Source organism: Nostoc sp. ChiVER01 (assembly GCF_034531155.1).
Classification (GTDB): Bacteria; Cyanobacteriota; Cyanobacteriia; order Cyanobacteriales; family Nostocaceae; genus Nostoc.
On the sequence record NZ_JAVRBS010000037.1, the window covers coordinates 58,313 to 70,389 of the forward strand.

Here is a 12,077-nt window from a genome sequence, read left to right on the forward strand (position 1 = left end):
CCCATGAAAATTGAAACTATCACTTACAGAAGAGTCAAAAACCTTGGGAACTATAACACGGAAGCAATGGAGTTGACAGCAACTCTTGAAGACGAAGATTTACCTGAAGATGTCGCTGAAAATTTAAAACTGTTTGTTCGTAATCAGTTGTTTCCGCCTGTAACCGAACAAGATGATCTCCCCGAAGGTTTTTAATAACTAACTGATCGCGCTTTCTTGAGCGCGATCGGACAGAGGAAAGATAAGTATGGAAGACATTACTGTTCTTGCTGACAGCAGAGACTTGCTAATTAAAGTATTTATAAAAACTGGGGGAAATGAATTATACAAAATTCTTCACAGAAAAAATTACAAGATTCCGAAAAACTATATACAATGGCGAGAATTAGCAGCCTTAATTAGCGTTAATGCGCCATTATTTAATCATAGTAGCCTTGACCTAGCTCAAAGATTTACCGCGCACCGCATAGCTTTATGGGTTGTCAAGGATGCGCCCATATATTGTCTAGACAACCAATTGCTCGAACAGTTTCAGCAAACAGATATTGGAGACGAAAATCTAATTTTTAAAGATTTAGTTTCTCAAATTCCCCTGCACTCCATGATGCTTCTCTTGCCAAGTAAAACAGTAGTTTCACCAGATGGAGGGTATGTAGACTGGTTGAATATTCACTGTTCACATGTTCGTCATCCTGAGTGGTCTGTGGGCGAAAAGTACGGATTAAGCCCGCATTATATGACCCATGAAGATGACGCTGTTTTGCACTTTGGATGTGTGGACACAAAAGGGACTATTTGGTTCAGTGGATGGGGAATTGATGAAGCTGAGGGCAAACTTAAACAGGCAAAAATATCTTATGGCAAAGCCCCAGTTGGGAAGAATGATGACAATTTTGTACAAGAGCTACGGTCTTTGACTATGCAGTGCTTAATGTTTTTGACTTTTGAAAAGTTAGAAACTGACAATGTAACCTTTAAGGAAACTATTAATAGCACTGGCTTTACTCCACTAAAGGAGCCTAAAGAGAAATGTCTTTACCCTCGATGGCTGCGTGAGGGCGAGAAGCGGCAAGCGAGGCATATCAGAGAGAATACCTCCCATGCTTCCCCTGTTCCCCACTGGAGGCGCGGCCATTGGCGACGGGCTGCTATCGGTAAAGGACGGCTCCACAGGCGATGGAATTGGATTAAACCAACTTTTGTAACCGGCTCATTTGAATAGTTTTTAAAAACTAATGCTTGATGACCAGTGGATTAATACTGATCCGCGAACAAAGAAGTTGCTAATTCGCTTCCGTGTTCGCGGATTTACTAAACAATTTTGTCTGTCAACCGGACTCAATGACACAAAACGCAACCGGGAGATAGTGCGATCAAAGCGAGATGCGATCGCCAACGATATCGCCCTGGAGCGATTTGACTCCACACTAGAAAGCTATCGCTTTAGAGCAGCCGGGAAAATTCCGGCGGTGGCAGTGACGGCGATCGCTCCTCCAAATTATGATTTACAGCAACTTTGGGAACTTTATACAGAGTTTCAGTCCTATCAGCTAGAAAAGACAACTATTTTGACTGGATATCGGGCAATCAGCAACTACATTCGACGGTTGCCGACAGTGTGCTTAGAAGATGCCAGCCAAATTCGGGGATGGGTGCTAGAAAACTTAACCCATTACATTGCTTGGGACTTACTCAACAACCTAAACCGATGTTGTGAATGGGCAGTTAGCTCAGGACTAATTAGCGACAATCCATTTTTAAAACTTAAAATCAAAAAACCTAAAAATAAATCTACTAACGACGACTACAAAGCTTTCACACTTGAGCAAAGAGATTTAATCATTGAGGCATTTGACCAGCACCCACTATATGCTTACTACTCTTCACTAGTAAGATTTTTGTTCTGGACTGGCTGTAGACCAGGCGAAGCATTCGCCCTGTCCTGGGGAGATGTCAGTGACGACTGTTGCCAGATAACCATTAACAAGTCTTGTAACGGACACCGTATTCTGAAAGGAACTAAGAATGGGAAGAAACGAGTTTTTCCTTGTCAAAGCGGTTCCCGACTACAAAATCTACTTTTAGCTATTCGTTCCCAAGAAAAACAACCAACTGATTTAGTTTTCCTCAGTAAAACAGGCCGCCCTATGACTAGTGGGGTGATGTTCACTTTTTGGCATGAGTCGAAATCTGGTAGTAGAGAAAACATCTACAAATATCCTGGGGTGGTTAAATCGTTGGCTGATGCTGACAAGTTGCCTTACCTAAAACCCTATGCCACCCGCCACACCTTCGCTACTTGGGCGATTAGCAGTGGCATCAGCCCAGATAAAGTAGCACTGTGGATCGGCGACACCGTAGAGACGGTTTTCAAGTACTACTGTCATCCTGAAATCGTCAGCGCCAAGTGCCCAGATTTTTAACTTTTACTACTCAAATGCTACTCAAAACGGTAGCCTAAAAGAGGCAGTTCGTCTTAATTGCAGTAGCCTTATGTTACCGAAACCCAAGAAATATTGGACACCCCAGCACTGGGCAAGTTGGAAGCCATTTGGCATTGGCGAACAGTATCCCAATAACTACTGGGAGGTATTTCGGGCAATCTGGCTATCTCGCAACAAACTACCTTACGCGTGGAATATTCTGGATAAGGGCGTCTGCGATGGTTGCGCTCTCGGAACAACCGGAATGAAGGATTGGACTTTAGATGGCATCCATCTTTGCAATGTCCGGTTGCGGTTGTTGCGGATGAATACTATGCCAGCTTTTGACCCTGTAATATTGGAAGATGTTTCACAGTTACAAAAGCAAAAAAGTGTCCAATTACGTGACTTGGGAAGACTCCCGTACCCGATGATTCGTCAACGAAGGGAAAAAGGCTTTCGCCGTGTGAGTTGGGATGAAGCTTTAGGAGTAATTAGCGATCGCATCCGTTCCACTACACCAGACCGCCTCAGTTTCTATGTTACCAGTCGCGGTACTGTCAACGAAACTTATTATGCTACCCAAAAAGCTGTCCGAGCAATGGGAAGCAATAATATTGATAATGCTGCCCGCATTTGCCATTCTCCCAGTACAGCAGGGCTGAAAGCTGCTCTCGGTGCAGGGGCTACCACTTGTTCTTATAAAGACTGGATTGGAACTGATTTATTAGTCTTTATTGGCTCTAATGTTGCTAACAATCAGCCTGTTACCGTCAAGTATCTCCATTATGCTAAAAAAGCTGGCACAAAGATTGTAGTTATTAATACTTACCGCGAACCAGGAATGGAGCGTTACTGGGTTCCCTCAATTGTAGAAAGTGCCGTTTTCGGTACAAAGTTTGCCGAAGACTTCTTCTTAATCAACATGGGCGGGGATATAGCATTTTTGAATGGCACTATTAAACATATAATTGCTAACAATTGGGTAGACCAGTCATTTATAGATTTATATACAGTTGGCTTTGCCCAACTCAAAGCATCGTTAGAAAATCAATCTTGGGAAGAATTAGAGCGGCTTTCTGGAACATCCCGCGATGAAATGTACGCCTTTGCCAAAATGATCAAAGAAGCAAATAAAGCCGTATTTGTTTGGAGTATGGGCATTACTCAGCATGAATGTGGTGAAGATAATGTGCGAAGTATTATTAACTTAGCTCTCACCAAAGGTTTTGTCGGTCGAGAAGGCTGCGGTTTAATGCCAATTCGCGGCCACTCTGGGGTGCAGGGTGGTGCAGAGATGGGATGTTACGCGACAGTATTTCCTGGTGGTAAACCTATCACCCCAGAAAATGCTGCCCAATTGAGTCAGCATTGGGGCTTTGATGTGCCAGCAAGTAAAGGTTTAATTGCTCCAGAAATGATTAACGCCGCACATCAGGGGGAAATAGATGTGTTGGTTTCTGTGGGCGGGAATTTTTTAGAAGTACTGCCAGAACCAGATTATGTGGAAGCGGCGCTGAAGAAAATACCACTGCGGGTACATATAGATATTGTTCTTTCCAGCCAGATGTTGGTGGAACCTGCTGATACTGTGGTGCTGTTACCTGCAACAACTCGCTACGAAATACCAGGGGGAGTCACAGAAACTAACACCGAACGCCGGGTAATTTTCAATCCAGAGATTCCGGGGCCACGCATTGGGAAAGCGCGTCCTGAGTGGGAAGTTTTTTTAGAATTAGCAAAGCGGGTAAAACCAGATTTGGTAGATAAGCTGGCTTTTGCTGACACAGCTGCTATCCGTCAAGAAATTGCTCAAGTTGTCCCGCAATATGCTGGTATTCAACATTTACAGCAAGCTGGCGATCAGTTTCAATATGGTGGCTCACATTTGTGCTTTGGCTGGAATTTCCCTACAGCAGATGGTAAAGCACATTTTGGCGTATTATTGCCACGCCAAAGAGAATTACCAGAGGGTTATTTTTTATTAGCAACCCGCCGAGGCAAACAATTTAATAGTATGGTGCAAGAACGCAAGGATGCAATTACTGGAGCGGTGCGAGAGGCGGTGCTAATGAATGCTGCTGATGCAACAAAGTTAGGTTTAAAAGATAGCGATCGCGTCCTTCTTAAGAATGATTTAGGCGAGTTGTTGTGTCAAGTCTACATTGCGCCAATTCAGTCAGGAAACTTGCAAGTACATTGGCCAGAAGGGAATGTACTACTGGATAAAAGTAAGCGATCGCTTGAAGGAGTTCCTGATTATAATGCGATCGTGCGGTTAGAAAAAATCTGAATCAAGTCTCATTTTTCCAGCTTTAACATTTCCAACAGCATATCCATTAATTTGCATCAAAACTACCGCAAAGATAAGCATCTCTGCGGTATTTTTAAATTAACGTCTATTAAAGTAGAGCAAATAGAGCCAGATTGAGCTTAATTTGCTATTTTCAGTTATTCCCAATTCTAGAAAGTATTGAGACTTTTTAGACTTAATTAACGGAATGCTTGCACCACACTCAACATGAAATTAACGCGCTGCTCAAACTCTAGCTTTTTGATCTTTGCGACAAATTCATCTGTTTCACCAGGAAGTTGGTAGTCAGATGGTACTTGGATAACGCTTCCATTGTCCATTCCTTGTGCCAGCAGCAACCAAACGTCTAATTTACCATTAGGACTTAGAGCAGTATAGCCTTGGGTGATATTGTTATTTGCACCATTAATAATGTCGCGTTGTGCTTGCAGTTGCTCTTCTTTAGACAAGTCTTGGATTTGGTCAAACACTGCTTTAGCAGGAGCTTCAACGCTTTCAGGAGGTGCTGGGTTTAGCTGTTCTTTAAGATCCAAGTAACCGAACCAAAGTAGGGCTAGCTGAGTATCTACATCAAAACCTTTAAAGGTTTCTAAAGCTGGTTTTGTTGCTTCATCGGCTGTATAAGTCATAAAAAACTCCAACTAAGTTAAGGTTATTTTGATTTCCTCAGTTACTTACTGAGAAGGTTTGCTTTGAGTACTTCATATAACTTAACGAACAAATTCAGATAGATAACCCTACTTAGGGTAGGTATAGGACTCACTACATAAGACAGATATAGATAACTGAAATTGCTAGTTACAAAAATGCCTGCTTCGATGTATGGAAAGCAAAGATAAATGTTAAAACTTAAAGTAGCGTCTGTGACAGTAAGCGATCGCTTGAAGAAGTTCCTGATTATAATGCGATCGCGCGTCTGGAAAAACAAACCTAGATTACAGTAAGTCTATTCACCCATCTCACCCCAAAACTTGCAGCCATGTCCGCCGCCAAAGATTTTGAATTCCCAAATGATGTAATATTTCCTCTAGGGGATTTATATAGTGACGAACCACCTTTGGAAAGCGAATTACATCTACGCCAAATAATTTTGCTATTGCAATCTTTGGAATTGTGGTGGCGAAACCGCAATGACTTTTATGCTGCGGGTAATTTGACAATTTACTACAGCCAACGCCAGAAGAGGTCAGAAGAATTCCGGGGGCCAGATTTTTTTGTAGTGCTGGGATGTCAACGCAAAGTCCGTAAAAGTTGGGTTGTTTGGGAAGAAGATGGGAAATATCCCAACATAATTGTAGAGCTTCTCTCGAATTCTACAGCCTCAACTGACAAGGGTTTGAAAAAACAAATTTTTCAAGATATCTTCCGCACACCAGAATATTTTTGGTTCGATCCCAATAATTTAGAATTTGCTGGTTTTATCTTGATTGGCGGTACTTATGAACCGATAGAACCTAATCCTCAAGGATGGTTATGGAGTCAGCAGTTAAATTTGTACTTGGGTGTTTATGAACATAAATTGCGCTATTTCACTACGGAAGGAAATCTAATTCCTACACCGGAAGAAGTTGTTGAACAAGAACAACAACACGCTGAACAAGAAAAACAACGTGCTGAACGCCTAGCAGCCAAATTGCGAGAACTGAACATTGACCCAAATACGATTTAACTCAATGGCAGGGAAAAGCAAATTTAACTGATTTTTTGTGATTATAGTAATTAAATATCATTTATTCTCAACAACTTCTAGACCTGTCCTAGCTACTGATTTAATATCAACATTCTGATTGTTTAGCAGCACTACTATAGTGGTATTTTCATTGGGCAAATATGCCAGCAATGTTGCGAAGCCATAAGCTATACCACTATGTCCAATTGCTTTTGCCAAAGGAGATGAAAACCTTTCTACACCCAACCCATAGCTATAGCCTTCGCCATTATCTTTAAATTTCAACATTTCTTTCATCATCTTCGGAGAGAGTAAGGTTTTTTTGACAAATAACGCTTTAGCAAACTTTGCTAAATCCTCTGCTGTTGAAACCAATCCACCATCTCCTAAACCATTACCATCATTGACTTTGGCGTAGCTATCTAGCTTACCATCCTTATTGCGATCGCCATAACCTGTAGCTACTTCTCCAATTGTCGGTTCGCGCAGTTCTGTGAAGGTATGTTTTAATCCTAATGGTTTTAAAATCTGACTACGAATTGCTTGTGCGAGAGTTCCTCTAGTGATATTTTCAACAATTAGTTCTAAAAGAATGTAGTTGCAATCAGTATAAATAAATTTTTCTCCGGGATTTGCCTTCGGTTGCTCTTGGTACATATACTTAATTGCTTCTCTGGCTGTCCAAGGCTGTGAGCGACTTCTTTTAGCTGTAGCTTGAATAAACTCTTTTGTATCTAAGTATTCTGCAACACCACTAGTGTGGTTGAGTAGTTGGCGAACTGTAATTTTGTCGCTGTTGACAATATGAGGACTGATATCTCTTGGTAAGTAGGTTGCGATCGCCTGATCTAATTGTATCTTCCCTTGCTCCACTAACTTCAGCACAACCACCGCCATAAAAGTTTTACTCATACTGGCAATAGAAAAGCCATCTGTCGATTTCATTCGGGTTTTAGTTGACAAACTACTGACACCAGATGCTCCTATCCAAGAACCTTTAGGTGTATTAATATACATTACCGCACCAGGGATATTCTGTTCTACAACTATCTCATTTAAAACTTTCTGTAGCTGAGAACTTTTTCCTACGGTGGAGGTAGATATGACTTGTTTAGCAAGAGATTTTCCAATTATTCTCTGACTAATGTTATTAGCTACTAAGTATCCTGTAAAACCAAGGGAAATCACAAAGACTATTGCAAATAAAATTTTTCTGAAAGCCAAAAATCTTAAGTTCATTTTACTTACTAAACAGAAACCGCACAAAGTAGTTGGTGAGCATCAACCTGACATCTGATAGACAAATAGCATTACTTTGTTCCCAGGTTAGTATCAAAATTTAGATTCACCAACTCTTATAAATATGAAAATGCCAATTAAAAGCAAGACCAAAGGCAGTGTCTGGGTAGTAGAAAATGGTAAAATGCGATCGCGTTTAGACCAACTCACCACCGAAGAACCTTTAGAAATTCGCCTTGTCCCTCTCCAGAAGACGGTAGCTGTAACCATGCGGACACCAGGGGCAGATTTTGAACTAGCTGCTGGTTTCCTCTACAGTGAAGGAGTCGTTACCCACAGAGAAGATATTCGGCGTATCAGTTACTGTGTGGATGAATTGGTCGATGGTGAACAACGCCATAACATCGTAAATGTAGAACTACGGGATGGTTTGATTCCAGACTTACAGCCTTTAGAGCGTCATTTCTACACTAGTAGCGCCTGTGGAGTGTGTGGTAAAGCTAGCCTGGAAGCTTTGCGTCTGCGGGGATGTCCAGTGATTCCTTCTGGACCAACAGTAACACCTGAGATTATTTACAGCCTACCTGATAAGCTCCGTGCTGCTCAAGGTATCTTTACAGCTACAGGCGGTTTACACGCTGCGGCTACCTTCAATGCTCAAGGACAACTGTTAAACCTACGCGAAGATGTTGGACGACACAATGCTTTGGATAAATTGATTGGTACAGCTTTGCTCAGTGACGAGTTGCCTTTAAATAATTGTATTGTTTTAGTAAGCGGACGCTCTAGTTTTGAGATTTTGCAAAAATCTACAACTGCTGGAGTTCCCATTGTCTGTTCTGTTTCCGCTCCCAGTAGTTTGGCGGTATCTGTCGCCAAGGAATTCGGCATTACCTTAATTGGATTCCTGCGCGGAGAACGGTTTAATATTTACACTGGTTTGCAAAGAATAAACGCTGCTTAAAAACACGGTTTTAACAAAGTTTAGGACTTACGCAAAAAGTGCTAAAAAGCTTAATTTATCGAACCGCCAAGACGCCAAGAACGCCAAGAATCGTAGAGTTTGCGTTAGTCCTAAAAGTTTAAGGATTTAATTCCCCTGCCTAACGACGGCAGCACGTTTTGATGCCTAATTAAAATCCTCGTTACAAAACGTAATTGCAAATTGTTTAATTACTTTCTAGCAAAGTCCAGAAGTAGCCATCAGGCGCAACGAAGGAAAAACTCATTTCACCAAACTCATTACTAATGATATCTGTAACTTTTTGTACAGTACTTGCTTTGATGCGATCGCAATACTCCTGTATTCCCTTTACCCGATAGGTATATAAAGACATACCCAAGCTACCTGGTTGGGCAGCCTCAAAGCGCGATTCTAAATTTATCTCTTCTGGGAATCGAATAATATAAAGTCTACCACTGCGTGCGGCCATCAGGTCAGACTTAGAAGAACGGGGATCATCAAAGGTCGTAACAATAAACTTTTCACCAGGATTAAGGTCAAAAATATCTTTACCTGCTGGTGAAGATTCATAGCTAGTTTCGACATCATCACGCACACGCAGCAAACCCAAAACTTCTTCATAAAACTTCAGCGTTTCTTTGCTGTCATCTTGAACAACGATTCCTATATGGGTAAACTGACTAGTCTTGAGAGCAGCATTATGGTTAACTTGTCCGTAATGCGGTAGTGTATAGCCAAACCGTTGAAATAAAACCTGTCGAGCTAAGGGTTGCAGTAGCAGCATTTCTCGCACACCAACTGCTGGCTCAATAAAAGGACGGCTTTTCCTTTCTTTGTTGTAGATGACTTCCCAATAAGGGATAGAGTACCTAATAGGTAAACCTGCCGCTTTAGCATCCTCTATATGATTTAAAATATTTAAAACATCTGCCGTTAAGCTTGTCGCCCAGCGATTTCCCTTAATTTTCATTGAGGCTGTTCCCAAACCTTCATGAGTGGGATTTTGCCAAACCATCAGCCGAATCAAACCATGATCTGAATTTTGGTGGTAGAGGCGGATTGAGCGTAAAGATGAATTTACCCCATATAATTGATTGGCTACATCTGCGGTTAATTCACCGATTTCACCAATGCGATAGCCAAATTGCTCCCAATACTGAATTGCAGAAATTGGCTCTGGAATGCCGATACAAACTTCATAGATACCTGCAATTGTGGTTTGTTGTTCTTGAGTCATAGCAATTTTGGATTATTCGTTTTTGGAGGAAAACTTTTCAATTTACTAAAATTATGCAGAAATTGCAGTTCAGATGTAGTGAGATCGCGCCATTGACCCAATTGTAGGTTATCTAATTGTAGGTGGGCTATGCTAACCCTAACCAGTCGCAAAGTCGGAAACCCTACAGCCGCAGTCATGCGCCGTACTTGGCGGTTTTTTCCTTCTGTCAAAGTCATTTCTAGCCAAGCTGTCGGTATATTTTTGCGAAATCTAATCGGCGGATTGCGTTCAGGTAGCTGTGGTTCTTGTGCTAACAGCCTAACTTCTGCTGGTTGAGTGCGGTAATCTTGAATTTCCACACCTGTTTGCAACCTTTTTATCGCATCTGCATCTGGAATTCGCTCTACTTGTACCCAGTAAGTACGTTTATGACCAAAACGCGGATGGGCGAGACGATGTTGCAATTGTCCATCGTTCGTTAACAGCAGCAACCCTTCACTATCCCAGTCTAAGCGTCCCACAGGATACACATCAGGTACATCAATATAATCTTTCAAAGTGCTATGTGTGGGAGCATCCTTTGTAAACTGGCACAGAACGCCATAGGGTTTGTAAAAAATAATATATCGGTAATGATTTGTCATTTGTCATTTGTCATTTGTCATTTGTCATTAATCAATAATTCTTCTTCCCCTGCCCCCTCTCAATAGTTCTGGGTTAAGCCTAAAATCAGGTAGATTAACAGTTATTCTCTAACAGATAATACCTTTTATGCAGAACACTACACATAGCTTACTTCCCTTGAACTAAGGATTGATACCATTTCTTTGTGAGGCTGCGCCAAACCCTCTTAAATTCTTTCTTTGTGTCCTTTGCGTCCTTTGCGGTTCGTTTTTCTTCCTTGTACTTAAATATGGTTTAGCGCATCTTCATACAGAATTAGTATGACGGCATAGTGAACTCCTAACTCTGCCAATTTTAGATTTCGGATTTTCGATTTAAGAAGAATCTAAAATTTAAAATCCAAAATTGAATCTGTTTTTTCCATATCTCATGCTCTATGACCAACTACTTTCGCTCTAATGTAGATGCAATGGCTAGCTACATTCCTGGTGAGCAGCCTCAACGCGGTACAAAAATAATTAAACTCAACAGTAACGAGAACCCGTATCCTCCTTCGCCTGCGGCGTTAGCTGTGCTGCAAAATATTGATGGCGAGTGGTTGCGGCGGTATCCAGAACCTTTCGGGGGCGAGTTCCGGCAAGCTGCAAGTAAAGTTTTAGGTGTTCCTAGCGATTGGATAATTGTGGGAAATGGCAGTGACGAATTGTTGAGTGTGGTGATTCGAGCCTGTGCAGAACCTGGAAAGAAAATAGTTTATCCCATGCCAACTTATGTGCTATATCGCACATTAACAGAAATGCAAGCTGCGGAAATTATTGAGATTCCTTACAGTGAGAACTACAGTTTACCTTTAGAAGAACTAGTTGCTGCCAATGGATGTGTGACATTGATTGCATCGCCTAATAGTCCATCGGGGCATGTGGTAGCAATAAATGATCTGCGAAAATTAGCCAGCCAGTTATCGGGAGTTTTAGTGATTGACGAAGCATACATAGATTTTACCGATGAGAATGCATTGGCTTTGGTAAAGGACTACGAAAACGTCATTGTAATTCGCACACTTTCTAAAGGTTACTCATTGGCTGGATTACGGCTGGGATTTGGGGTGGCAAATCCCAAGCTGTTGCAGGGATTGTTTAAAGTGAAAGATAGCTATAACATTGATGCGATCGCTTGTGCAATTGGTATGGCTGCGATTACCGATCAAGCTTATAAAAATGCTTGTGTGGCAAAGATTAAAGCATCGCGGAATCAGTTAGCAACAGACTTAAAGCAATTAGGTTTTCATCTTTGGAATTCCCAAGCTAACTTTTTGCTGGTACAGCCAAAAGAAGGAAGCGCAGAATATCTCTATCAAAAACTAAAAGAACGAGGAATTTTAATCCGCTACTTCAAACAGCCTGGATTAGATGATAAATTACGCATTACTGTTGGTACTGATGAACAAAATCAAGCTTTAGTGGAGGCATTAATTTATTTGTTAGAGACTGGGGATAAGGGGACAAGGAGAGCAGAAAAATTGTAGCGACTGTCTTGAATCCCCAGTGCGTACCCATTTGTTATTTCGGCATACTCATTTGTTATTTCGGAGTACCCATTTGCTATTTCGGAGTACTCATTTGTTA

At 41.5% G+C, this 12,077-nt stretch carries 11 protein-coding genes; 7 read left to right on the plus strand and 4 right to left on the minus strand.

The window, feature by feature from the left end:
- The first annotated feature begins 3 nt into the window (after positions 1–3).
- The 4 genes from RMY00_RS31920 (at position 4) to RMY00_RS31935 (ending at position 4,716) form a co-directional block, all read left to right on the plus strand.
- Positions 4–195, plus strand: coding sequence for a hypothetical protein (locus tag RMY00_RS31920; protein ID WP_322651376.1), 192 nt, complete (start codon positions 4–6; stop codon positions 193–195).
- A gap of 52 nt (positions 196–247) precedes the next feature.
- Positions 248–1,222, plus strand: a complete 975-nt coding sequence (locus RMY00_RS31925; RefSeq protein WP_322651377.1) for a hypothetical protein — start codon at positions 248–250, stop codon at positions 1,220–1,222.
- A gap of 13 nt (positions 1,223–1,235) precedes the next feature.
- Complete coding sequence (locus tag RMY00_RS31930) at positions 1,236–2,423, plus strand: tyrosine-type recombinase/integrase (protein WP_322651378.1); 1,188 nt, start codon at positions 1,236–1,238, stop codon at positions 2,421–2,423.
- Positions 2,424–2,493: 70 nt separating this feature from the next.
- The gene (locus RMY00_RS31935; RefSeq protein WP_322651379.1) at positions 2,494–4,716 is read left to right on the plus strand and encodes an FdhF/YdeP family oxidoreductase; all 2,223 of its coding nucleotides are present in this window, start codon (positions 2,494–2,496) and stop codon (positions 4,714–4,716) included.
- Between the two features lie 200 nt (positions 4,717–4,916).
- Here RMY00_RS31935 and RMY00_RS31940 read toward each other — a convergent pair whose 3' ends face one another.
- The gene (locus RMY00_RS31940) at positions 4,917–5,366 is read right to left on the minus strand and encodes an orange carotenoid protein N-terminal domain-containing protein (RefSeq protein ID WP_322651380.1); all 450 of its coding nucleotides are present in this window, start codon (positions 5,364–5,366) and stop codon (positions 4,917–4,919) included.
- 350 nt (positions 5,367–5,716) lie between these two features.
- On the opposite strand from RMY00_RS31940, the gene RMY00_RS31945 reads away from it, so the two are divergent.
- Positions 5,717–6,406, plus strand: a complete 690-nt coding sequence (locus RMY00_RS31945) for a Uma2 family endonuclease (protein WP_322651381.1) — start codon at positions 5,717–5,719, stop codon at positions 6,404–6,406.
- A gap of 57 nt (positions 6,407–6,463) precedes the next feature.
- On the opposite strand, the gene RMY00_RS31950 is transcribed toward RMY00_RS31945, so the two are convergent.
- Positions 6,464–7,645, minus strand: coding sequence for a serine hydrolase domain-containing protein (locus tag RMY00_RS31950; protein WP_322651382.1), 1,182 nt, complete (start codon positions 7,643–7,645; stop codon positions 6,464–6,466).
- 124 nt (positions 7,646–7,769) lie between these two features.
- Between RMY00_RS31950 and fdhD the strand changes: the two genes are divergently transcribed.
- A complete protein-coding gene (gene fdhD / locus RMY00_RS31955) occupies positions 7,770–8,609 on the plus strand; it encodes a formate dehydrogenase accessory sulfurtransferase FdhD (RefSeq protein WP_322651383.1) in 840 nt (279 codons plus the stop codon).
- 205 nt (positions 8,610–8,814) lie between these two features.
- Here fdhD and RMY00_RS31960 read toward each other — a convergent pair whose 3' ends face one another.
- Together RMY00_RS31960 and RMY00_RS31965 are read right to left on the minus strand one after the other, a co-directional pair.
- Positions 8,815–9,846 carry a VOC family protein gene (locus tag RMY00_RS31960; protein WP_322651384.1) on the minus strand — a complete coding sequence of 344 codons (1,032 nt, stop codon included), beginning with the start codon at positions 9,844–9,846 and terminating at the stop codon, positions 8,815–8,817.
- Complete coding sequence (locus RMY00_RS31965) at positions 9,843–10,472, minus strand: rRNA large subunit pseudouridine synthase E (protein WP_322651385.1); 630 nt, start codon at positions 10,470–10,472, stop codon at positions 9,843–9,845. The genes RMY00_RS31960 and RMY00_RS31965 overlap by 4 nt, the downstream gene beginning before the upstream one ends.
- Positions 10,473–10,888: 416 nt before the next feature.
- On the opposite strand from RMY00_RS31965, the gene hisC reads away from it, so the two are divergent.
- The gene (gene hisC, locus RMY00_RS31970) at positions 10,889–11,977 is read left to right on the plus strand and encodes a histidinol-phosphate transaminase (protein WP_322651386.1); all 1,089 of its coding nucleotides are present in this window, start codon (positions 10,889–10,891) and stop codon (positions 11,975–11,977) included.
- Positions 11,978–12,077: the final 100 nt, after the last annotated feature.